The sequence below is a fragment of the Salmonella enterica subsp. enterica serovar Typhimurium str. LT2 genome (assembly GCF_000006945.2).
Classification (GTDB): Bacteria; Pseudomonadota; Gammaproteobacteria; order Enterobacterales; family Enterobacteriaceae; genus Salmonella; species Salmonella enterica.
This window is the reverse complement of the sequence record NC_003197.2, coordinates 1,328,037-1,349,568: the sequence shown is the minus strand read 5'-3', so window position 1 is coordinate 1,349,568 and position 21,532 is coordinate 1,328,037. Positions and strand designations below refer to the sequence as shown.

Here is a 21,532-nt window from a genome sequence, read left to right as displayed (position 1 = left end):
GAGATCGGCTTCAATTTACATCGAATATGGTGAAATATGACTACCATTACACTAGTCAACGAACAAAATAGTACTGGCAATCCTTTTTCTGCACATATGTTATGTGAACAGCGAGCTATTCAGGAAATTACTTACGAACTATTGCAATCGCAGCAGCATGTCTCAAATAAGGATATCATCGCCAAACTTATTGAAAAACTGGAAACAGAAAAAGACGTAGTGCAGCTTGATATTTACCGTAATGCCTTAGAAGCCGTTTTGTTTCAGACACCTGACGACATCTAATATATACCCAAAATAATTCGAGTTGCTTAAAGGCGGCAAGGGAGTGAGTCCCCAGAAGCATAGATAACTATATGACTGGGGTGAACGACAAATCTGCCGGGAGCAGATTTGAACGTCGCGTGCGACGGCCCGTCAGGGCGAGGCCCATGGATGGGCCGAGTAATCCGTAGCCAACACATAAGCAACTTGAAGTATGAAGAGTATAAACAAGGGAGGGGTTTACTCCTCCCCTGTTCGTTAATAATGCAGATGCCTCAACGTGCGGTGCCTGATTTTTCGTAGCCGTTTGCATGGATTTGCGGTGCAACATGCTGCATGCTTTCTGGCATCTCATGCTGCCGATATACGGCTGGCAGTAATGTTAAGCCTGAGCCATTTTTCACATGAAGACTAAATTTACCCGATTCTTTTAAAGCCTGAATAAGATTTTCCTGCGCGGGAGTTAATGTCTCATCATGCCACAGAACAATATGCTCGAAAGACGTTGATAAAAGATCGGGCATCGGCGCCTGCCAGGGGATGACTTCAACTCGCATACCTTCACTACAATATTTAATCGTTTCCAGCCATAGCTCAATGGGGTCGTTCAGCGAAAACGCAGCAATAAGCATTGTGCCTGCTGGCGCCTTTCGTACGCTACTTAGCTGGAACGTGGCGTATTCAATAATCGCAGTATCCAGTAATGCCTTTTCAAATCGGCGTGCATCATCATCGCCTGCGGACAACCACAGCCGTAAAGGACGCAGTATTGACTCAATGACGATACACGGCGGAATTTCCCGACCATAACGCCAGAGTAATTTTCGCAATTTGGCGGGTTCGAATTTTCTACACTGCGCTAAAATCTCTTCCTGGTAGAATAACCATCCCGAGCGGCAATGCGTTTCTTCACCATAGAGGGCAGGTTTAATCTCTTTTAATGAAAAGCCTTTGCTTAACGCGTCGATAATATGCTGTATTCTGATAGCATCTTCTATGCAATAAAAACGATTGCCAGCTTCATCTTTGGTAGGTTGAAGCAGGCCATAGCGTTCCCAGGACCTGATATTTGCTGTTGTGACACCACACTGCGCCGCCATTGCGCTAATACTAAAAGTAGCCATGCCTGTCTGGCCTCATGATGATGTAAGAAAGCATAGTGAACCTAAACGCCATCAGAAGCAAATCATTATTAAGCAATGACCTTACTATTTACACGGGAAATTACATTATCAACATTATTTATTGTAAGCCAGTGCGTAAAGGCTTTAGAAACGGACAGTATTTGATAATCCAGAACTGTTCTACAACCTAATTTAGTCAGAACATGGTAGCGTACTGAGTAAATAGTTTTTAAATGTACATTCAGCTCACAGCTTATTTGTCGGATATCCATTCCTTTAACAAGCATCGCCAAAACATTTCTTTCATTCGCCGTTAATCTGACTTTCTCTGACCTGGGAAAAAATTGACCAGCAGCGGCCAAAATCAGTAATTCGCGCCACTCAGCAATAGAGGCATCGACCTTTATTCGATATATGACATGATGTTCATCAATAAAGTTATATTCATTATGGGTAACAATTCCAATGAGTACCGTTTTAAATGTGGAAGTAATATACTGCTGTACGGTGTAGTAATCGTCGATATCAAAAATAATATAATTTACGTTGCCAGCTATTATTGCGACGTCCTTAAATAAGGACTCCAGACCATAATTAAGAAACAGGTTTTCGCTCAATAGTCTTGTATCTGTCTTTAAAACAGATGATGCGGAACCAGTCATATCCACCTCAACAAAACGAGAGCCATGTGGGAATATCCATTCGATGGCCCGCATAAGATCATCTGCTTACTTCAGCGATGAGAACCTATTAAGTAGTAGTTGAGGAACGCCGTTTGCGCAACCTGACAGACGTCCTGGGGCATCTTATGTGAACTGCGTGGGGATGTGCGCTTTGGCAAAATCCACAAAGCGTACGACCGCAGGCAGCAAAATATGCCAGTCCTGTTGCTCCAGACCTAAATATTCACGCTGCGCCGCACGCAACGTGGCAGCATAATCTTCTGGCAACTGAGGTAACAGCCAGTCAGCCGCCGCATCCTTAGAGGTAAATCTCCCGGTAGAAAGGGTATACCAGATACGCGCCAGGGTTAAAACGATATGATACTCATCTCCCTGCACATCTGCCGTGGATTGCCAAAGGTCGAGGGGATAACGCAAGGCCTTCAGCAACTGCGCCGCAGGGGCTGGCGTGAACAGCCGTTCCGCGCGTTCTCCCTTTAGCGGTATACTGGTTTCCAGAATTTGGGTTATCAGTAACACCATGTCCCAGTCCTGCTGCGCTGGTTCATAAATCCCCTGACAAATGTCCTCTCTTAGCCACTCGCCAAATTGCATTTCCCTGGAAGGTGGAAAACACCAGGGAACCAGCTGCGAATAAAGCACGACAGTGACCTCCAGAGCGCGTTTTTCTGCCGACGCCCCCGGCGGCGATGAAAGCGCCAGCAATTCCTGCATCAGCGTTGCGCGTTGGGCCTCCGTCAGCGGCTGGCATATTGTCACCAGCAGATCAATGTCGCTGTTTGGCTTCAGACCGCCCGCGACAGCGGAACCATATAAATGAATAGCACGCAACGTATCGCCTGTGACACGAGTAATCAGGCGACATGCCGCTTCCGTTTGGCATTGAATCGAGGGCGGTATGGACAGCGTCATCATCGCTCCGGGGGCGCAGGTATTTTTTATATTGATTGCCAGAAATATGGCATAACGGCAGAAAAAAAGCTCGCTATTCATAGCGAGCTTTTAACATTGCAATCAGACTTAATGATGTAGCATTTCGTCAACGACCTCATTCGCCTTTAACTGATAAGGATAATAGGTAGGCCAGTTTTCCATCTCTTGCAACAATGCCTGCTGCGAGGTATTTCCCATAAAGATATGGAAGTGCGCCGATTTGCGCGGGGCAATGATATGATCGCTAAACTGAACATATTTAGGCGCTTTGCTATTCGCATCTTTACATTCGAACAGGTAGCGCACCCCTTTTTTACCCGATGCGTAAGTCAGAATTTTATAGCCGGCATAATTGTATTTACAGGATGCAACGTTATTGTCGCGATGGAATTCTATAACGCCATTTTCAATGCCGATCGTCTCAACATTCGTCACGTATCCTTTGCGATAATACGCTTTAATATCCTCAAACGTTTTCTCCGGGTCTTTCTTCGCCTTTTGCCTGAAGACAGGGTCCAGCTCGCCGCTGACCAGATAAGGATAGACGGATTGCCACATACCATCCCAGTCGGTGAGCGCGCGATCGCGTACATTAGCGTCATCAAACACGCCCGCTGCCGCTTTTTGCTCAACCTCCGTCATCGGCGCGCCATGAGCATGATGACCATGCGCGAAGGCAGGACTATTTACCAACAGCATTCCCAGAAGCATTGTCAGTTTTTTTAAATGAATCACCAAAACGTTACCCTCATCTTTCTTAGAAAGATGATTGTTATATTATAACATTGCATTTATTTCAACAGAAACTCAGCGGCCACCGCGCAGGTGGCCTTTTTTGATATCAACTGGTCCGCCATCGAGGAATTGAACCCCGAACCTTAGAGGTAGAAGCTCTATGCTCTATCCGGTTGAGCTAATGGCGGAAGAAAAATTACGCGGCCATTTTAAGGCAGGCGTCTGCGCATTGGCTGCATGCCCGCGCGCAATTCTGGCAATGGTCGTGATCGTGCCTTGCACACTCTTCGGCACAGGCTTTGCAGATATCCGCGCACAGGCGGCATAATTTTTGTGAGTACTCGCTTTCCAACGCCATAAATTGCGCCGCCAGGCGACAAATGGCCGCACATTGCATATCTAACTGGATGCAGTGCTTCATCATTTCGACGTTATCTTCACGCAGACAAGAAGAGGCGCAGATATCACACGCCGCCGCGCATTCATAACACTGCTCAATACACTCACGATGTTCTTGTTGCATAAATGACTCCTTATTTTATTAAGAGGAGTAGATAAGTCTGCACAGAAACGCCGGGATAGCCAAACGGCTACCCCTCTTTTTCATACTTTTTGAACAAAAGTGCTGAATAAAACAGCAATAGTAAAGCCGGAAATCGGCCTCCGTGATGTGACGTCTATACTGTAATGTTCATCTGCTTTTCATCGGAGGTAAAATGGAGTATTTAGCACGACTAAATATCGTTGCGATGCTGATGTCAACGACGTTCTGGATCAATCTGGCGGTCGTTTTTTTCGTCACCCTCATTACTTACTGGCTCATCAACTGGCTACTTAATGTGGTCTATAAAGCGCTACAACGCCCGGATAAAAAGGATGATGCTCATGGGCGGCTGCGTCCTATTGTTTTCGAGATGCTGAAAAAGACCAGTAAGATGCTAATCTTTTTTGCCGCATTTCTCTTTAGCCTGCGCTTTGTCGCCCTGCCTGACCGGTTATTCTCTACCCTCTCTCACGCCTGGTTTTTAGTGGTTGCGATTCAAATGGCGATTTGGCTTGATCAGGGCGTACAGTCATGGATGCGTCATTTACTGTATGCCCCAGGCTCCAATAAAAACCCGGTGACGTTAGTCATTCTTGGTATGATTTTGCGCGTGCTCGTCTGGTCTATGATGCTGCTCTCCATCCTGGCGAACGTCGGCGTAGATATTACCGCACTGGTAGCAAGCCTCGGCGTGGGCGGTATTGCTATTGCCCTGGCGGTACAAACCGTTCTGAGCGATGTCTTCGCTTCGCTATCGATTGGTTTCGATAAGCCCTTCGAGATCGGCGATTTCGTCGTCTTTAATGATGTAGCCGGTACGATTGAACATATCGGTTTGAAAACCACTCGCATCCGTAGCCTCAGCGGCGAACAGATCGTTTGTGCGAACGCGCAGTTGTTGCAGCAAACCATACACAACTATAAGCGGATGCAAACGCGTCGTATCGTGTTTACTTTTGGCGTCGCCACTGCGACACCGCCGGAAAAGTTACGCCTCATCGGCGATATGGTGAAAAAGATTATTACCGATGTCGGCGAAACACAATTCGACCGCGCCCATCTACTGGCCTTTGGTCAGGATCGGCTGACCTATGAGGTGGTGCATATCGTCAATACCGCGGATTACAATAAATACATGGATATTCAGCAAGAGATAAATATCCGTATTATTGAAAAACTCATTGAGAATGATATCGAACTGGCGCTGCCTAGTCTGGTTGTCAGAGCCCCTGTACAGGTTGAAGAGACCAGGGACTACAGTAATACCGCTGATGCAAAAAACGCAGATAAACGCGTCATGCAGTAAAATCTCTGCCGACAATACCGGGAACCCATGGGTTCCCGGTGCGTTAACGGCGACACGGCAATGCGGAGAAACGACTTGCGGCTATTCCACCTGTAAATGGCGGGTACAGACTTGATCAAGTAGCGCAGACTGATGACTAATCACCAACATCCCTAATGAACGGCTGCGGCACACCTCAAGCACGTATACCCATATCGCTTTTTGAATAGACGGATCGAGTTGCGCCGTCATTTCGTCGGCAATCAGAAAACGCGTTCGTGGGTCAAGCGCGCGCAGTATCGCAATACGCGCCAACTCCCCGCCTGAGAGCTGCATTGGCCGACGCGTCAGCCACTCGGGCTGCACATGCAAACGCCTCATCGTTTCCGGGTCAGGCTGCCAGGCATCACGTACAGCGTCTCCGGCGCTTCGCCAGGGATTAAACGTCAGTTCAGGATGCTGGGGGACAAGCTGTACCGGACAATACTGATGCAGGGGTAACGGGCTGCCGTCCAGCAGAACGTCGCCCGCCGTCGGCTTTTGCCATCCGGCCAGGACGCGCCCCAACGTTGTTTTCCCCGTTCCGCTTGGCGCATGAATTCCTACCCGTTCACCGGCAGAAATCGTAAACGTCAGGTTCTGCCATAAGACTTTCCCGCCCTGACGAATAACGAGGTCGCGGCAGCTCAGCATTCTATTCCCTCTCCGGTCGGCATAAATAACGGGTTTAGTTCAGGCAATGCTTGCCATTGCCGTTTTAACGGTTCACTCATCTCTTCCGGCTGTAACTGCTCGCAGCGGATATTGTCCGTGATATAACCCTGATGCAGCGCCACAATGCGATCGGCATACCGCGCCGCCAGCAGCAGGTCATGAGTCACCCACAGCACGCCGCATCCCCGCTCGCAGAGGCCTCGCAAGTGCTCGAGCAACTGGTTTGCCAGTGCGGTATCAAGCCAGGCGGTGATCTCATCCGCGAGGATATAACGTGCCTGGCTAAGCGAGGCGTGGCACGCCAGAATTCGTTTAGCCATCCCACCGGAGAGCTGGCGGGGAAAGCGTTCCAGGACTGTCGGTTCAAGATCGCTTTGCTGTAATAGCTGTACCATTTGCGTCTCATCCCAGGCGCGTCCGGTCAGATGACATGCTCTGTTCAAATGTTTTCTGATATTCAGCATGGGATTAAGCGCCTGTACCCCCTGCGGCACGTAGCTAAACGTATTGCCCCTAAGCTGCCTGATGGTATGTCTGTCCAGCCGGTTGCCATCAAGCGTAATCTCCCCCCGAAAGCGTAAATTTTCCGGCAGCAGATCGAGCAGGCATTGCAGCAGCAGACTTTTGCCCTCCCCGCTGCCGCCAACCAATGCCACCATTTCGCCGGGCGCGATATCAAAAGAGACATTCTGTAATAACGGCGACCAGCGTCTCGCGCCATACCAGCGATAACGCGCGCTTTCCAGCGTAACCTGTTGTAAACTCAGCATACGTCACTCCTTAGCCACAGCCGCTGAATGGCGCGCGCAAACTGATCGAAGAGCATCACCAGCGTGAATAACATTAGGCCGGGAAATAGCACCAGCCACCAGTTTCCATGGCTAATAAACCGTAACGCATCCGCCAGCAACAGCCCCAGCGAAGGCTCATGCGGCGCCAGCCCAAACCCCAGAAAACTTAACGCCGCGCTGTGCAATACCGCATGAGGAAACATCAATAACGTTCCCGTCAACCATTGCGGCAATAGCGCCGGAAAATAGTGATATCGCCAGCAATAAAGGTGTCCATGCCCCAGACGATAGGTCAATGTCAGGTAGTCACTCTGCGCTACCCGCTCCGCGTCGGCGCGCAGAATCAGCGCCAGACGGGGCCAGTGCGTTAACGCCACGGCCGCAATGACGCCGCTTTTACCGCCGCCGAGCGTAAAACAGATAAGGATCAGCAAAAGTAAATGCGGCATGGCGAGCATAGCATCGGTTATCAGCCGCACCAGGAGGTCCAGCCGGGGATGAATGCGCGCCACTGCCGCCATCACTAACGCGATAACGCCGCTGCACAGCGCGGCGCCAACGCCAATTTGTAAACTGGTGAAGGCCCCCTGAAAGCAACGAAGCCATACATCACGCCCCAGATTATCGGTGCCAAACCAGTGCTGGATATCAGGCGACAGATGCCGGGCAAGCAGATTAACCTCTGGCGGCTGGCTCAACGTGGCATAACCGTATCCGGCAATAAACAGCAGACAGGTAACGGAGAGGAGCAGACGAAACAACGTCGGGGCAGGATTATAGAGCATCGGGACGCTCCAGCGATCGATTAAGCACCACCACAAGCCAGGCTGAAATCGTATTTCCGGCAAACACTAATAGTGTACAGAATAAAACGATCCCCATGAGTAGCGGGACATCGCCACGCAGGCCGGCATCGATAGTGGCCTGTCCCAGCCCCGGATACGCAAAGACTTTTTCTGCCAGTAACGCTCCCCCCATCAGTTCGCCCAGAGAAGCAAACTGTAAACAGAGTGCTGGGGTAATCGCATGACGTAACACCTGGTGACGTAACAGCGACCATCCTTTATCCCCCTGAGCGCGCGCAAAACGAATAAATTCGCTCTTCATTACACTGGCTATTTTTTCTCGCGTATGCAGCGCAATTTGCCCCATGCCCAACAGACTTAACGCACATACCGGCAACACAAGATGGCGTAAACGTTCCGATAAAAGAGCTGTTCCTGCATTATTTCCGGGGTCCCAGGCGCAACAAACAGGTAATACCGGCCAGCGGACGGCAAACAGCGCCAGCAACAACATGGCTATCCAGAAAGTGGGCAACGATGACAATAAGTAGCTGATACGGCAAATCATCTTATCCGGCCAACGGTGGAGAAAACGTCCGGCCAGAAAACCCAATGTCACGCCCAGCACACCAGACAATAGCCAGGCGCCTGCCAGCAGCGCGAATGACGTCGCAAAACGTTCCCGGATCACACTGGCGACAGGCATGTTGAACAGCATGGAATACCCCATGTCGCCCTGGAGCAGACGCCAAAACCAGTGACCGAAACGCTCCCACAGCGGCTGGTCAAGCCCCCAGCGCGCCGCAATCCGCGCATATTGTTCTGGCGGAACATGGAGCAGATCGTTGCCAATATAAGCACGGATAGGATCAACGGGCGAAAAGCTAAGCAAAATGAAGGTGCCGGCAGCCACCAGCACCAACAGAATAATCAGCCGCAAAAAATGACTGAAGAACAATTTCATCACCGACAGGTCCAGGTCCAGTCATCAAGATTGTTTAACACCGACCAGCTACCGTGGATTTCTGGCGCGCCTTTTCCCAGATCAATACAGGGGTTGGCCAGATAGGTATGCTGAATATTAAGCAGCCATGCCCATGCCGCATCGCCCTGGACGCCCGCGCCCTGCTTTCCATCCCACTCAACCTGCTGCCAGAAAGGAATCGCCTTTTGCCAGTCAGGCGCATCTATAGCCTGTTTCAGATGTGCTTCTACCGCAGGGTTGCTGTAATAGCCCGGGTTATAATATTCCACACCAGCGGCTTTCCCGCTGTAGTGATGGAAGAGTTCCATCGGGTCCAGACTTCCCCAGCCAAACAGCGTAGGGTTAGCGTGCATATGGCGCTCTACAGTTTCCCAGCTTCCCGATTGCAACGAGACGACAATGCCTAAAGGCTGCAACATGGCGCGCACCGCCTCGGCCAGATCCCGTCGGGTGCTGTCGCCACTGGCATACCATAAGGTCAGACGCGCTTCTTTACCTGCTTTTTCACGCACGCCCGCACTGTTTATTTTCCAGCCAGCCTCTTCCAGGATGGCGCGCGCTTTTGCAATATCGCCATCGCTGAATATCACTGAAGGATTTTGCCACGGTAATCCCTGCACCGCGCTATAGGCGGGTATCGCATGGCCTTCCATCACCTGTTCCGCCAGTTGCTTACGATTAATGGCATAGTTAATTGCGCGTCTGATAGCGACATCAGCGGTCACATCGTTGCCGACAGGATAATCGTTAGCATCCTTTTTACCGGCTGGCACCATCGGGAAGACAATGCCCCGGTTTTCAACGCTATCGCGTACCCAGAGTTTAAGATTATCCTGCTGCGGGGCCACCGCCATAGAAGGGGCAATGCGCACCAGTCCCAACTGTCCGCTGCGCGCGGCGGCATAAGCATTATCTTCATCCAGAAAGACAAAAACCAGCCGGTTAAAGTCATTCTTTTTACCCGCATACCAGGGATTAGCTTCAACGATCAGTTGCTGACCCGGCTGAAAGCTGACCAGTCGGTACGGACCGGCGCCTATCGGTTCGCGGGCGAACGTTTTTTCATCATAACGGCTGGCCGGAACAATCCCTAACGACCCGAGTACATTCACAAAGGTGCTCTGCGGATGGCTCAGCGTCATCTCAATTCGGCGTGCGTCCAGCGCTCGCGCATGGCTAAAATTGCCCATGTCAATTTTACCGCCGCTCTTCGCCGCTTTATTGTATGTAAAAACGACATCTTCGGCAGTTAATGGCGAGCCATCGGAGAATTTCAGCCCGGGCTTTAAGGTTAGCGTCCAGATTTTACCGTCGGGGCTGGTATCCACTTTTTCCGTCAGTAAATTACCCCAACTCATGTCGGCGTTTTGCTTAAGCAACGGCGCATGAAGCAATAAGTAGCTGCCGTGGCTCCAGCCCAGCATAGGATCAAAGCCTTCCGTTGGCTCAGGGCCAATGGCCAGCTTCAGGGTACGACCGTCTGCCGTGTCCGACGCGGCGAAAAGCGACGAAGTGAATACCAGAGTCAGCGCGCACGTCACGAGCGCCAGTTTGCCTTTAATCATCAATTTGTCCCAGATTATGCGTTGTTTTTGTTTCTCCCGGCGCAGCATAAACGTCGGGAGACCTCCTGAGGACGGCATTATGGCGAGCATTTGTAATGAAAAAATTGACGCAGAACAGAAAGTATGACGATCTTTTAAAAACATCATACGCACAAACGTCGGGAGCGCCAACGTGAGCTAAAGGCCGTTTTTGACGGGGATAAAACGCAAGGGAAATGACGCCAGGAATACCGGGTTAATTAACGCCATCTTATTCTCTTATTTCCCTTCTATTCTGTATTGCGTCTTCCCACCCGACGCTGTTCATTTTCTCAACATTATTAGTCAGTACTGAAACGTAAGAAGGTATCGTAATTAGCGCCTCCTGGCTTTAAACCTAAACCAATATTAAACGAACCGGGCGTTAATGAAACTTACCAGCAGAACGCCAGTCATATGGCAACCCGATGAAATGACATGCTATGGAGTCCAACCGAAAAATGTTAACGCCGCCAGGGCTCGTGATGATTTTTTTAGCCGTACTGTTCTCATTGCTGACAGGATGCACAAGTTATAAAAACACGGCATGGGGAATATATCCGGCTTCAACGGATATTTGTCCGTCAGGTACGACATCAACAGGAGGGTGCAAAGAGTAATATCGCATATTTAATATACACCACTTTTTAAATGACTGTCCGGACATTTTCGGACGGTAAGTTTTCTATTAATTTATAATGGACTAATCCCATGACAAATAAAAAACACATTTTTTCAATTATCTTTATTGGTTCTCTTTTAACGGGGTGTGCTACAGGACCATCACCGACAGGGATTGGCTTATATACGGATGTTAAAGGGCCAATTACTGCCACGAGTCTCCCGGCAACCAAAACCGGTAAAGCGTGTGCGCAAACGGTATTGGGTATTGTAAATACCGGCGACGCATCTATTGATTCAGCGAAAAAAGCGGGCGATATTTCTTTAGTGTCGAGTGTTGATTATGAAACTACAGGCTCATATCCGTTTTATGGTAAAACCTGTGTTGTCGTAAGAGGACAATAACAACAGTAAGCCGGCGATGCCGCCGGCTTTTTATCCCATTTTACGTGCCGCTATCTCTGTCTGTTCCTTGCGACTCAGCCCCCGCTTTAAGGTTCTGTTAAGATTTTACGCATACTCTACAAGCAGTTGTTAATAAAGGATAATAATAATGGCACATTTCTCAAGACTGCAAATAACGCTTCACTGGTTAACACTGCTCCTGACAGGCATCGCATATGCTGCTATTGAGTTACGGGGGTGGGCGCCAAAAGGCTCCAGCGTTTACCTGTTTATGAAAGACACGCACTATGATATGGGCGTTCTGGTCTGGGCGCTGATGTTTTTACGGTTATATCTTAAACACAAATACCCGGATCCGGTCATTACGCCTCCCCCTCCTCACTGGCAGCACGTAGCCGCTAAATTAATGCATATCGCGCTTTATCTCACTTTTCTCGCCTTACCGCTGCTGGGCGTCGCGATGATGGCGTCAGGCGGGAAAAGCTGGAGCTTTTTTGGTTTTACTGTACCGGTATTTTTGACGCCAGATAGCACCCTAAAATCGGATATAAAGCGTATTCATGAAATGCTGGCCAATATCGGCTATTTCCTGATTGCCATGCATGCAGCAGCGGCGTTGTTTCACCATTACATACAAAAAGACGATACATTTTCAAGGATGTTACCCGGTAAATCATGACTATTTCGGCCATCCCGGCGTGAGAGAGCACGCCGGGCAAGGCATTATTATTCCAGCGCTATCGGTTTCGACTGATAGCGCCTTATACCGTTTGTAATCGACAATATACGATATTTTTCCGGTTCCACGTGTAGGTGATATGTACGATGCCGCCCTCGCTAATAATAGCGGGATAAGAATACTCACCGTGGTCACTTTCCAGGTCCAGTAGCGGTAGCCATGATTCGCCATTATCCTGGGAAGCAATCAGTGAAAGCGGATAGCGCTTTCCCCAGTTGCCGTTGACCGGATTTAACGCAAGAATCAGCGTACCGTCCTGCATACTAACCAGATCGATACCACTATTATTATTCGGTAAAGATGTCGCGCGGGCAACAGACCAGGTAGCGCCATAGTCGATTGAATCACTGCGAAAAATTGCCCCGCGTGTGCTTCGTAACAACATATGGATATGCCCCGGAGAAGACTCCCACAGCGTAGGCTGAATAACGCCATCCCAGCGCAGGAGGTTTTCCAGACAACATTCCCACAACCTCCCCTTTTTTATACCATCCCACAACGCTACGTTTGTCCCGGAAATAGCGTTATCAGGCTCCAGCGGTACAAAAGAGATACTCCAGTGTTTTCCTTCGTCAGAGGATCGATCCACAAATGCCCTCCACCGTTCAGGACTTTCAATCGACCCTGGCGCAATCCAGGCGCCATTTGATGCCAGCAGGAGTTTATTTTTTACGGGACCGCGCGGCAAAATATCATCGTTAACCAACGGAGCTGGCGTACTCCAGGTAAATCCTCGATCGCTGGAGGTGATAAACCAGGTTTTCCACACGTGTACGTCGCTGCCTACTTTATAAAATAACCACAATTTATCCGACGGGTAAAATAACACCGGATTCCAGTGCGCTTCCCCCTCGCGTGCCGCCACTCGCTGCGGTGTTGTCCAGATATTATGTTCATAGCGAGATAGCCAGATGGCTGTATCTTCGCTTCCTTCGCGCAACCCCGCGAACCATGCGGCCACGAGCGTACCGCACGGTAAGCGAACAAGCGTAGAGGCATGGCACTGGAAGGACTCGGTTCCGCTTTCCGGTAAAATGACCTGCCGATTGACGAGCGCTAATTTCATACCTGCCTCGATTAAATAAGGTAAAAAGCATCAGCTTTTTTACGTATGAAAGTAGTGTTAGCAGAAATAGCATCAACGCGGTGAAAACGATGAACCGCTATACGAATTTATGTTCAGATATCGCGCCCATAACAGGCAGAATGTCGAGAGTGGACAAAAATTGGACTGACCTCGCGGATAATTCCAACTTACCGCCGTCCAATGGCGACGAGGTCAGTGGCACGGGATAATATAGAGGTCAGGGCTATAATATTTAGCGATCTGTGCCTACAAGCATGACGGGATACTTTTCGCTACAGACAATGAAGGCCCGTCTAAACGGGCCTCCATTAACGCGATTATGATTTGTGTTCAATCGCCTTTGGTTTGCTTTCTATGGCAATTTTTTTCGGTTTCTCGCTTTCAGGGATCTCCTGGTAAATCTCGACCAACAAGAGGCCCTGTTCCAGTTTCGCATTATTCACCTTAGCATGTTCAGGCAAAGAAAAACTCAACTGGAAATCCGCCTTACGAATACCACGATAAATCCAGTGCGTCTGATCCTCTACCGTCTCTTCAGTGTGTTTACCCGTAATATTCAGGTTGCCGCCAACCGTTTCAATTTCAAGCTCTTCCTCTTTCCAGCCAGGAACGCTCACGGTAAGCAGATAGTTATTCGCATCGCGCTTTTGCAGATCGTAAGCTGGCGTCGCAGCGACTGGCGTATCTCCTGTTAATTGACTGAAAAGTCTATCAATACGGTTGAAACGGTCAGAGAAAAGAGAATCAGCAAACACGGGAAGTGCTGACAAGGTTCTGAGTGCCATCATTAACCTCCTGAATCACTATTCAAAAGTTCAACATCAAGGCAAGCATTGCTTGTCCACTGACTACATAGGGACGGGAAAAACATTTTCAAGTCTATAAAAGCCTTTTTTTAGTCACGAATTTAAGTGGTTAACGAAAGTCTCATCCCGTTCATTGCCATTTCCGCTGTCCCTTCATCTTTACAATTTTTCTCCACCAGCCAAATTGATAATGATTATCAATTGCATTAATGTATACAGGTTGGTTATGGCAGTGACCAACGCCCTTCTCCATTATCAAACCCAGCGCCGCCTTCGGGCGGCCTTTTGGGAGGAAATATGGTCGCCAAAAATAAAATTCACGGTCGTCGTATTCGTCAGTCTCTGCAACAGTTACATTATCGTTGTCTTTTTCAGCAACTGGCGGTAAGACCACCAGGAACAAAATATGTTTCAGTCACCGCTGAAACAAAAAACTGGCTTATTCATCTTGTGACTTCAGAGGGCCGTTAGCACGCGGTAGTGACTGTCCATGTTGTCGCTAAAATTTTAATGAAATGACTTTTATACACCTACAATTTGCGCCCGGCGGCTCCGGGCGCCATACCTGAAGATATGACACCCGTTGCCAACTGACTGGAATTTTAGCTATCGTCTCCGACGTAGAAAAATTCGATATCTTTATTAAACCATTTATCAATGTTGTGCCACATCAGACAACCGGTCAGAAAACTTGCGATCAATATCCCTCCTATAAGCCACTTTTTCACATATACTCCTGAATAACCCCTGTTGATGCCATTATCTGATCGATAATAAAAAGACCATCATTTGAAGAAATAGTTTCACTGACAGATACCGTATGAAACGAGACAGTGAACAGTACCGTTTTCTTCGGTTTTTATGCCATAGTATTGAGCAGTGGTGACAATCATTTTCTATCGCACCATAATGATTTGCAGCCTATAGTTTATGATTTTAAGATTTGTCTACTCATCACATATGTCAGTGATGGATAAATTATAATACGCTTTTCTGGCGCACTTTTCGTCAGTAAACAGGAATACTACAGCATTCATCGTATTGATGCCGCTTTATCTCCCGTTCTTCAGGGAATTAACGACAATTTTATGCACAAAGGATACTAATGATGAAACGTAAATTGATCCCATTTACCCTCTTTCTCGCTGCGCTTAGCGCCAGTACCACCTCTATAGCAGCTTCGCAGGAGATTTCTAAATCTATATACACCTGTAATGATAACCAGGTTATGGAGGTGATTTACGTCAACACCGAGGCTGGAAACGCCTATGCGATTATCAGTCAGGTAAACGAGATGATCCCGATGCGGTTAATGAAAATGGCCTCCGGAGCAAATTACGAAGCCATAGACAAAAATTATACTTATAAACTTTATACCAAAGGCAAAACGGCTGAACTGGTGGAAGGTGATGATAAACCTGTTCTCAGTAACTGTTCCTTAGCTAACTAACCTTAAGAAATGCCTGAAGACTCATCAGGCATTTCCACTTCAACCTTCCTGTAACGTAACGTTAAAGAATATGTGAATCACTACCGTAGTATAATGGCTAATTAGTAACCACTTTTAAGCATGGTTAATCCTATTTTTAAAGAAAAGTTCGAACTGTCTGAATTGTCGTTGTTGAGCGTTTAAATGTTTTGCTTTATTAAGTGACCCAGGTAGAATTCGCAGCGGCTGGTAACCATTCATATTCGCACTATTGAACGATCACCGGCCAACCGCGCCAGGGTCTTGCATACGCTCTGGCGCGGTTAAATCCCCAGGCCATAAACGAAATCACTGGTTTCTGCTATTGATCGTATCTTTCAAGTTAACCTGCATTATGCTTGCCCACCTGATGTAAAAAGACACCGCTCTGAACCATAGGGTGTGAATTTCATTTTATAAAAAATTGCGGTGCCGGGTGCCTCCCGGTGAACCATACCACAGTCAATATGGTTCGCGAGGAACATTAACTATTTGACTGGACGCCCCGCCGCAAAGGGGGATTCACCGCATAAGAAAAATCTACAACTCACAAGTAATAAAAGACAATAACATTTTTGTGCATTTTTTATAAATGACTATCTTGTCACGTAATAAATGAAATTATTCTGTAACAGGGTTGCGAGACAATACTTATTCAAAACTGAAGTGGTCAGTGGGAGTCGAACCCACATCATCAGCCTGACACTGAGGTAATAACATTATACGATAACCACATTGGACCGCCACCGAGGCCTCGAACCTCGCACCATCAACTTAGGAGGTTGATGCTCTATCCAGCTGAGCTAGTGGCGGCTGGGGACTTCTGCCAGGCGCAAAAAAGGTGCTCTCCTGGATAAAATACATACCTTGCTACTTTTCAGTAGTCGTTCAGCGGCAGGTACAATATGCGAAGGCGGTCACAAAATCTTGATGACATTGTGATTAATTCCAGGAAAATTTTTCAGAGTGAATCTTGTGAGATCTGGCGTTATTTACACCAGATTTTCCTTCCTGCTTATCACCTACCTGAGCAACCTTGATTGCTTACCACAATCCTTTATCTGTGCTTATGCTAGTGAGATGTTATGTACAGCGTCACTATGACGAAGAGAGTATGACGAAGAGAGAAAAGACAGGCAGGTACGTGTCACTGGTAAAGAAGCCCTGTTTTATTGACTGGCGGTGCGGAAGGCGAACCTTCCGCATAGCTTATGCTTTTCAGAAACGGTATCCAACCCCGACGTTGAAGCCGTTTATTTTTGTAGAGGAGATGTTGCTTCCTTCATACCCAACATCGACGACGATATTCTCCAGCGGATTCATCTGTACACCCGCGCCCCAGGCAAATCCCGTTTTCCTTGAGGAAATTTTGTTAGAAAAAGAATCGCCATCCTGAGTGGAATGTTCTTTAAATGTCGCCTTTACCGTGCCGACACCCGCCAGCGCGTATAACGAAAAATTGTCAGACAATCGATAGGCTGGCCCAACCATTAAAGAACCGTACTTCACCTCAAACTTGTCATGGTAATGAATACCTTCAGGCTCAACAGACCCGGAAGCCTGTCTGTCTCCATATAAGTAACTTAGCGAGGAAATAAAACTTACCGGAGAGTCATCCTCATAACGGTATTTCACATTTACCCCTCGGATATTTTTGAAATCCTGAACTTTACTTTGTGCATACCCCACGGAAAAGGCGTTAGTATCGGCCTGTGCAACATTTACAACCAAAACGCTTGTAGTAATAACTAAAGTGGATAAAATAATATTTTTCATAACAACTCCTTAATACTACTTATTATTTACGGTGTGTTTAAACACCTGCAGTACCGATCCGGCATTCAGTTATCGCCACTATGCCGAATCGACAAAACCACGAATAATTCACCGCTATCGCTCCTGATGTGTTTACTTCCTGAAAGATATTTTTACTACCGAAGCACTCTATCGCTCATTTAGGTAACCGGTTCTACAATGTCATCTAACTTTTATAGATTTGAATGCTAATTTTTCTCACGCATATATATTTAACAGAAACCATAAAGTGTTTAGCCACTATAGAACAACAAATCACCCATGCAACATTTTGATATTTAAAGAGAAAATCTCACAACCACATTAAGAAACTTGACACCGTTCGGCTAAAAACATGTCATTAAGCAAACTCGCCATATAATCAGAACATATCGCATTGTGCTTCACAGTCCTCACGTGACGCTCCATCCGCAATACGGTTATATGCCATCGCAGGCGCTGTAATCATATTCACGATGATGCTTAGCACGCTTTATTCCCGCTCCGATTTAATCTTTTAATATATCTATCAGTTACAACATTTCTTGTTATATTATAAGAATAGAATCAACACCACAATTCCAACATAAATATCACCTGTGTTTAGAGAGAATTTACATTCCAAAAAAATAATAACTAACGCAAATATTGAACACGCGATAAAAAAGTCTATTTCGCTATAAAACCCATTATTATTAAGAGTGGTTAACTCTTCGTTGAATAAAAAATGTCAATGACGTTCCATAATTCAGGAGATGAACTTCACAAGTCATTATATATAACAGGAGGTGCTATGAAACATCATGCTTTTATGCTTTGGTCATTACTTATTTTTTCATTCCATGTTTTGGCCAGTTCAGGCCATTGTTCTGGTTTACAACAGGCATCATGGGATATTTTTATCTACGATTTTGGTAGTAAAACCCCGCAACCACCTACAAATACTGATAAAAAGCAAGCCAGGCAGATTAGTTCACCGTCCTGCCCGACGACAAAACCCATGATGTCCGCACCAGTCAATGACGCCAGGAAAGGGAATACTTTCTCCAGAACATAATGTTATTTATCTACAATGGTGCCGAACGACTACTTTTAGCCACCCGGAAATCTTGATTGCCATCAAATATAGCTGGCATTATTTTTCCTGACGTGTATAGTGCGCCTCGTTATCCCCATTAAGGAATTTGTTTGTCTCGTAAAATGACAGGAATTGTCAAAACCTTTGATTGTAAGAGCGGTAAAGGTCTCATCACCCCCTCCGATGGACGCAAAGATGTTCAGGTCCACATTTCAGCATGTCGCCAACACGAAACAGAAGCGCTTATCCCCGGTATACGCGTTGAGTTTTGTCGTATTAATGGCCTCCGCGGACCTACCGCCGCCAACGTTTATCTTTCATAATTCGTCACCCGGCATTTTTTCAGAAAAATTTAGCGAGTACGTCTACCTCCGCAGCCTGCTATGAGGCTTTGCCTGAAAGGCTGCAGAATGTTTTCAGTGGCGAAAATCTAAAAGATTTATTTTGCTAATGACTCCTGTGACCTCTTTTATCATATATCGGGTGCCCCCCCTTCTCACTTTGTTTAACGTGAAGAAATGTACAGCCGTTTTTCACTGTGATAGCATCTAATATTGCAAAAGTATTTAACGCTATATACCCATTGTCACAGGAGTGGCTGGCTGCGCGCATTTAACCGAAGTATTTATGTGATTCTATCGGAATTATCTCTATTGCCGCTCAATGCTACGTCATATTCAGTGGGTATAAATCGCCAATATAGTTGTAACGCTATTTATTTTTAGGGTAATAATTGAATGACTTTGCTTTCAGGAAAAACCACACTGGTTCTCTGCCTCTCCTCTATTTTATGTGGATGTACGACGAACGGCTTACCCACACCTTATAGTATTAATTTGTCGTTCCCGGTCATTACACAAAACCAGATTAATTCCGGTGGTTATTACATAAATGACGCGGAACAAATTCGGACAACTGATGGTCTGTGCCTTGATGCAGGCCCAGATCAACAGAATCGTTTGACGCTGCGGGAGTGTAAGCATGTGCAATCTCAGCTTTTCTCATTTCACCGAGACAGAATCACGCAGGGTGAGAAATGTCTGGATGCCGCAGGACAAGGTACAAAAGAAGGCACACCAATCATTCTTTATTCATGCACGGGTAATGATAACCAGCGCTGGCTCACTGATGATAACAAAATTAAGGGGAAACAGAGCCGAAAATGCCTGGGCACAAATAGCATTATTGTCAGAAAAGGCGACCCTGTTGTGTTGGCCGATTGCGATTTTAGTCGCGCCCTGGAATTTACCATCAGGTAGCAGGACACCGCTGTGAAGAGAGTGCCGCTAACCTCTTGACACGACAACAGGTTAGCGACCTTTACTTCCACGTGCGATCAATTTACTTTACGTCCGCAACGTCAGGATGACAAAACGGCGGCTAAACCTTGACACCAGTTATATACCCAGCTTAAATACTGGTCATCCAACCAGTAAAAAGGAAATGGCGATGTTCGTCGAACTCGTTTATGACAAGCGAAATGTTGAAGGTTTGCCAGGCGCACGCGAAATCATCCTCAATGAACTCACAAAACGCGTACATCAACTTTTTCCCGATGCGCAAGTGAAAGTTAAGCCAATGCAGGCGAACGCATTAAACAGTGACTGTACAAAAACCGAGAAAGAACGGCTGCACCGTATGCTGGAAGAGATGTTTGAAGAGGCTGATATGTGGCTGGTCGCCGAATAACGTCCCCTCCTGCGAAAGCGACATGTCCGATCGAAAACAGCGCCCTGAGGCGCTGTCTGTGACGATATAACGCAAACGCTACCACTCAGAACATGTTGTTGTTGATACCTCAGACCGGTATGTGGAACCGACATTCATCGCTTCACTGGCCTGTCGGTATGAGTAGCCCTTATCAACAATCAGCTGTGCGCATTCCAGCCTGAAATCTGAAAGTACGTTTGGTTTTGTTGTTTATTAAGAGCCTATCCCATTAGACTCTTTTATTCGCCAAACTGGCTTTAACGATTACGCCTACTGGGATAGGTTCTAAACTTATCATCAATACGTAAAATACCTATTTACGAACAAAAAGTAACAGGTAAAAATCCGAAATAAAACCAGCATAACTAAAACTTACTGCAGATATGCACACGCATTATTACTATGTTTCCAGGATAGTCTCGACCAGTCAAGACTATCTATTTTATATAAAAAGGGAAATACTTCACATGAATAAAATACATGTTACATATAAAAATCTCTTACTTCCGATTACCTTCATCGCGGCAACTCTAATTAGCGCCTGTGATAACGATAAAGATGCCATGGCGGAAGCTGAAAAAAATCAAGAGAAATACATGCAAAAAATCCAGCAAAAAGAGCACCAGCAATCAATGTTCTTTTACGACAAAGCCGAAATGCAAAAAGCTATTGCCAATATCAACGCAAAAGGTGGAGCCAATCTTGCGATTATTGAAGTCCGTTTCTTCAAGGGCGGGTATTCATTCATTCGACAAAGCGTTAACACCCCTGCTAAAGTAGAGGTGTTTAAATTTAACAACGGCTACTGGGGGGGACCTTCGCCTGTCAATTTAACCATCTTTGGCACTATAACAGAGGAGCAAAAACAAGAAGCACTAAAAGAGGCTTTATTCAAATTCGACTCGATCAATTTCAGCATTATACCAGAGCGTATTCAGGAAACAATTAAACGCGCTAACGCCAGTGGCATCATTTCCGTTACGGAAGATAGCGATATCGTTGTACGAGCAGAGATAGCTCATAATGGCGAATTCGTCTATGACATTACCATCACTGCTAAAAATACAGCACGTGCGGTAATGACCTTAAATAAGGATGGTTCTATTGCCGGATATGAGATCAAAGAACCTTTCGACCCAAAAAAAGAAGCCGAAAAAGCACAGCAACTTGTTGAACAATCGAGAAAAGACATTGAAAGTCAGCGTAAAAAAGCAGCTGGAAAGATGAACGAAATACAGCAGACATTTAAAAAATAGCAGGCGATACAAACATTGATAAAAATTATAGCGCGAAAGAGCGCGTGCCAGGTACTAAGGCACTGCTTGAAGACAGCGAATCGCTATTTCATTCTCTGACACTGTAATTTTTCGTACTCAAGATGTTTATTTATTGAGTCTT

24 protein-coding genes, 2 tRNA genes, 2 pseudogenes and 24 other annotated features are annotated in these 21,532 nt (G+C 46.7%); of the genes and pseudogenes, 10 read left to right on the top strand and 18 right to left on the bottom strand.

Translation table 11 applies throughout. The annotated features are described in order from the left end of the window. Positions 1-26: 26 nt before the first annotated feature. Positions 27-32: a ribosome-binding site (putative RBS for STM1267; RegulonDB:STMS1H001519), on the top strand. Beyond that, positions 27-285, top strand: a protein-coding gene (locus STM1267) for a putative cytoplasmic protein (protein ID NP_460233.1). Within the gene, positions 37-285 belong to an annotated coding region; the region does not span the whole gene. Its footprint overlaps the feature before it by 6 nt. A gap of 254 nt (positions 286-539) precedes the next feature. Here STM1267 and STM1266 read toward each other — a convergent pair. The 6 genes from STM1266 to STM1261 form a co-directional block, all read right to left on the bottom strand. Beyond that, the gene (locus STM1266) for a putative transcriptional regulator (RefSeq protein ID NP_460232.1) occupies positions 540-1,393 on the bottom strand. Within the gene, positions 540-1,388 belong to an annotated coding region; the region does not span the whole gene. Next, positions 1,388-1,393 (bottom strand) — a ribosome-binding site (putative RBS for STM1266; RegulonDB:STMS1H001518). (Overlaps the previous gene by 6 nt.) A 63-nt stretch (positions 1,394-1,456) precedes the next feature. Then, positions 1,457-2,057 (bottom strand): putative response regulators gene (locus STM1265; RefSeq protein ID NP_460231.1). Within the gene, positions 1,457-2,050 belong to an annotated coding region; the region does not span the whole gene. Beyond that, positions 2,052-2,057: a ribosome-binding site (putative RBS for STM1265; RegulonDB:STMS1H001517), on the bottom strand. (Overlaps the previous gene by 6 nt.) 137 nt (positions 2,058-2,194) lie before the next feature. Then, positions 2,195-2,990 (bottom strand): aminoglycoside adenyltransferase gene (gene aadA, locus STM1264; RefSeq protein NP_460230.1). Within the gene, positions 2,195-2,983 belong to an annotated coding region; the region does not span the whole gene. Continuing rightward, positions 2,985-2,990 (bottom strand) — a ribosome-binding site (putative RBS for aadA; RegulonDB:STMS1H001516). Its footprint overlaps the gene before it by 6 nt. A 101-nt stretch (positions 2,991-3,091) precedes the next feature. Then, the gene (locus STM1263) for a putative periplasmic protein (RefSeq protein NP_460229.3) occupies positions 3,092-3,754 on the bottom strand. Within the gene, positions 3,092-3,739 belong to an annotated coding region; the region does not span the whole gene. Further along, positions 3,749-3,754, bottom strand: a ribosome-binding site (putative RBS for STM1263; RegulonDB:STMS1H001515). Its footprint overlaps the gene before it by 6 nt. A 104-nt stretch (positions 3,755-3,858) precedes the next feature. After that, positions 3,859-3,932: transfer RNA gene (locus STM1262), tRNA-OTHER, on the bottom strand. A 3-nt stretch (positions 3,933-3,935) separates the two neighbouring features. Then, positions 3,936-4,269 (bottom strand): putative cytoplasmic protein gene (locus tag STM1261; protein NP_460228.1). Within the gene, positions 3,936-4,262 belong to an annotated coding region; the region does not span the whole gene. Next, positions 4,264-4,269, bottom strand: a ribosome-binding site (putative RBS for STM1261; RegulonDB:STMS1H001514). (Overlaps the previous gene by 6 nt.) Before the next feature lie 180 nt (positions 4,270-4,449). Next, positions 4,450-4,455 (top strand) — a ribosome-binding site (putative RBS for STM1260; RegulonDB:STMS1H001513). Between STM1261 and STM1260 the strand changes: the two genes are divergently transcribed. Then, the gene (locus tag STM1260; protein ID NP_460227.1) for a putative inner membrane protein occupies positions 4,450-5,589 on the top strand. Within the gene, positions 4,456-5,589 belong to an annotated coding region; the region does not span the whole gene. It overlaps the preceding feature by 6 nt. An 81-nt stretch (positions 5,590-5,670) precedes the next feature. Here the strand turns inward: STM1260 and STM1259 are convergent. The 5 genes from STM1259 to STM1255 form a co-directional block, all read right to left on the bottom strand. Continuing rightward, the gene (locus STM1259) for a putative ATPase component of ABC-type transport system (protein ID NP_460226.1) occupies positions 5,671-6,268 on the bottom strand. Within the gene, positions 5,671-6,261 belong to an annotated coding region; the region does not span the whole gene. Then, the gene (locus tag STM1258; RefSeq protein NP_460225.1) for a putative ATPase component of ABC-type transport system occupies positions 6,255-7,059 on the bottom strand. Within the gene, positions 6,255-7,052 belong to an annotated coding region; the region does not span the whole gene. The genes STM1259 and STM1258 overlap by 14 nt, the downstream gene beginning before the upstream one ends. Next, positions 6,263-6,268 (bottom strand) — a ribosome-binding site (putative RBS for STM1259; RegulonDB:STMS1H001512). Its footprint overlaps the gene before it by 6 nt. Further along, positions 7,046-7,865, bottom strand: a protein-coding gene (locus STM1257) for a putative ABC transporter (RefSeq protein ID NP_460224.1). Within the gene, positions 7,046-7,858 belong to an annotated coding region; the region does not span the whole gene. Before STM1257 ends, STM1258 begins: the two co-directional genes overlap by 14 nt. Beyond that, positions 7,054-7,059: a ribosome-binding site (putative RBS for STM1258; RegulonDB:STMS1H001511), on the bottom strand. Its footprint overlaps the gene before it by 6 nt. Continuing rightward, positions 7,848-8,828, bottom strand: a protein-coding gene (locus STM1256; RefSeq protein ID NP_460223.1) for a putative ABC transporter. Within the gene, positions 7,848-8,822 belong to an annotated coding region; the region does not span the whole gene. The genes STM1257 and STM1256 overlap by 18 nt, the downstream gene beginning before the upstream one ends. Continuing rightward, positions 7,860-7,865: a ribosome-binding site (putative RBS for STM1257; RegulonDB:STMS1H001510), on the bottom strand. (Overlaps the previous gene by 6 nt.) Then, positions 8,822-10,464 (bottom strand): putative ABC transporter periplasmic binding protein gene (locus STM1255; protein ID NP_460222.1). Within the gene, positions 8,822-10,456 belong to an annotated coding region; the region does not span the whole gene. Before STM1255 ends, STM1256 begins: the two co-directional genes overlap by 7 nt. Beyond that, positions 8,823-8,828 (bottom strand) — a ribosome-binding site (putative RBS for STM1256; RegulonDB:STMS1H001509). Its footprint overlaps the gene before it by 6 nt. Further along, positions 10,459-10,464: a ribosome-binding site (putative RBS for STM1255; RegulonDB:STMS1H001508), on the bottom strand. (Lies within the gene STM1255.) Before the next feature lie 668 nt (positions 10,465-11,132). Beyond that, positions 11,133-11,138 (top strand) — a ribosome-binding site (putative RBS for STM1254; RegulonDB:STMS1H001507). Between STM1255 and STM1254 the strand changes: the two genes are divergently transcribed. Together STM1254 and STM1253 are read left to right on the top strand one after the other, a co-directional pair. Next, positions 11,133-11,452 (top strand): putative outer membrane lipoprotein gene (locus tag STM1254; RefSeq protein ID NP_460221.1). Within the gene, positions 11,138-11,452 belong to an annotated coding region; the region does not span the whole gene. Its footprint overlaps the feature before it by 6 nt. A gap of 135 nt (positions 11,453-11,587) precedes the next feature. Continuing rightward, positions 11,588-11,593 (top strand) — a ribosome-binding site (putative RBS for STM1253; RegulonDB:STMS1H001506). Next, positions 11,588-12,131 (top strand): putative inner membrane protein gene (locus STM1253; protein NP_460220.1). Within the gene, positions 11,601-12,131 belong to an annotated coding region; the region does not span the whole gene. Its footprint overlaps the feature before it by 6 nt. An 82-nt stretch (positions 12,132-12,213) precedes the next feature. On the opposite strand, the gene STM1252 is transcribed toward STM1253, so the two are convergent. The 3 genes from STM1252 to STM1250 all read right to left on the bottom strand — a co-directional run bounded on the left by STM1252 (position 12,214) and on the right by STM1250 (position 14,492). Then, positions 12,214-13,263 (bottom strand): putative cytoplasmic protein gene (locus STM1252; RefSeq protein ID NP_460219.1). Within the gene, positions 12,214-13,257 belong to an annotated coding region; the region does not span the whole gene. Then, positions 13,258-13,263: a ribosome-binding site (putative RBS for STM1252; RegulonDB:STMS1H001505), on the bottom strand. Its footprint overlaps the gene before it by 6 nt. 332 nt (positions 13,264-13,595) lie before the next feature. Continuing rightward, positions 13,596-14,071, bottom strand: a protein-coding gene (locus STM1251; protein ID NP_460218.1) for a putative molecular chaperone (small heat shock protein). Within the gene, positions 13,596-14,063 belong to an annotated coding region; the region does not span the whole gene. Then, positions 14,066-14,071 (bottom strand) — a ribosome-binding site (putative RBS for STM1251; RegulonDB:STMS1H001504). It overlaps the preceding gene by 6 nt. Positions 14,072-14,214: 143 nt before the next feature. Then, the gene (locus tag STM1250) for a putative cytoplasmic protein (RefSeq protein ID NP_460217.1) occupies positions 14,215-14,492 on the bottom strand. Within the gene, positions 14,215-14,487 belong to an annotated coding region; the region does not span the whole gene. Next, positions 14,487-14,492 (bottom strand) — a ribosome-binding site (putative RBS for STM1250; RegulonDB:STMS1H001503). It overlaps the preceding gene by 6 nt. A gap of 691 nt (positions 14,493-15,183) precedes the next feature. Continuing rightward, positions 15,184-15,189: a ribosome-binding site (putative RBS for STM1249; RegulonDB:STMS1H001502), on the top strand. Between STM1250 and STM1249 the strand changes: the two genes are divergently transcribed. Then, the gene (locus STM1249; protein ID NP_460216.1) for a putative periplasmic protein occupies positions 15,184-15,534 on the top strand. Within the gene, positions 15,190-15,534 belong to an annotated coding region; the region does not span the whole gene. It overlaps the preceding feature by 6 nt. A gap of 327 nt (positions 15,535-15,861) precedes the next feature. Here the strand turns inward: STM1249 and STM1248 are convergent. The 4 genes and pseudogenes from STM1248 to STM1245 all read right to left on the bottom strand — a co-directional run bounded on the left by STM1248 (position 15,862) and on the right by STM1245 (position 18,091). Continuing rightward, a pseudogene (locus tag STM1248) lies at positions 15,862-16,037 on the bottom strand (pseudogene; frameshift). Between the two features lie 259 nt (positions 16,038-16,296). Then, positions 16,297-16,370: transfer RNA gene (locus tag STM1247), tRNA-OTHER, on the bottom strand. A 400-nt stretch (positions 16,371-16,770) separates the two neighbouring features. Then, the gene (gene pagC, locus STM1246; RefSeq protein NP_460215.1) for a reduced macrophage survival protein occupies positions 16,771-17,335 on the bottom strand. Within the gene, positions 16,771-17,328 belong to an annotated coding region; the region does not span the whole gene. After that, positions 17,330-17,335: a ribosome-binding site (putative RBS for pagC; RegulonDB:STMS1H001500), on the bottom strand. It overlaps the preceding gene by 6 nt. 578 nt (positions 17,336-17,913) lie before the next feature. After that, positions 17,914-18,091: pseudogene (locus STM1245) on the bottom strand (pseudogene; in-frame stop following codon 4). Positions 18,092-18,131: 40 nt separating this feature from the next. After that, positions 18,132-18,137 (top strand) — a ribosome-binding site (putative RBS for pagD; RegulonDB:STMS1H001499). Here STM1245 and pagD point away from each other — a divergent pair. The 5 genes from pagD (at position 18,132) to envF (ending at position 21,390) form a co-directional block, all read left to right on the top strand. Further along, the gene (gene pagD / locus STM1244) for a PhoP regulated (protein NP_460214.1) occupies positions 18,132-18,403 on the top strand. Within the gene, positions 18,140-18,403 belong to an annotated coding region; the region does not span the whole gene. It overlaps the preceding feature by 6 nt. Before the next feature lie 120 nt (positions 18,404-18,523). Further along, positions 18,524-18,529: a ribosome-binding site (putative RBS for STM1243; RegulonDB:STMS1H001498), on the top strand. Further along, positions 18,524-18,747, top strand: a protein-coding gene (locus STM1243; RefSeq protein NP_460213.1) for a homology with cold shock proteins. Within the gene, positions 18,535-18,747 belong to an annotated coding region; the region does not span the whole gene. It overlaps the preceding feature by 6 nt. 410 nt (positions 18,748-19,157) lie before the next feature. After that, positions 19,158-19,163, top strand: a ribosome-binding site (putative RBS for envE; RegulonDB:STMS1H001497). Beyond that, the gene (gene envE / locus STM1242; protein ID NP_460212.1) for a putative envelope protein occupies positions 19,158-19,683 on the top strand. Within the gene, positions 19,162-19,683 belong to an annotated coding region; the region does not span the whole gene. Its footprint overlaps the feature before it by 6 nt. Before the next feature lie 183 nt (positions 19,684-19,866). After that, positions 19,867-19,872, top strand: a ribosome-binding site (putative RBS for msgA; RegulonDB:STMS1H001496). After that, positions 19,867-20,113, top strand: a protein-coding gene (gene msgA, locus STM1241; RefSeq protein NP_460211.1) for a macrophage survival gene; reduced mouse virulence. Within the gene, positions 19,874-20,113 belong to an annotated coding region; the region does not span the whole gene. It overlaps the preceding feature by 6 nt. A gap of 483 nt (positions 20,114-20,596) precedes the next feature. Then, positions 20,597-20,602, top strand: a ribosome-binding site (putative RBS for envF; RegulonDB:STMS1H001495). Further along, the gene (envF, locus tag STM1240; protein ID NP_460210.1) for a putative envelope lipoprotein occupies positions 20,597-21,390 on the top strand. Within the gene, positions 20,602-21,390 belong to an annotated coding region; the region does not span the whole gene. (Overlaps the previous feature by 6 nt.) Positions 21,391-21,532 lie beyond the last annotated feature (142 nt).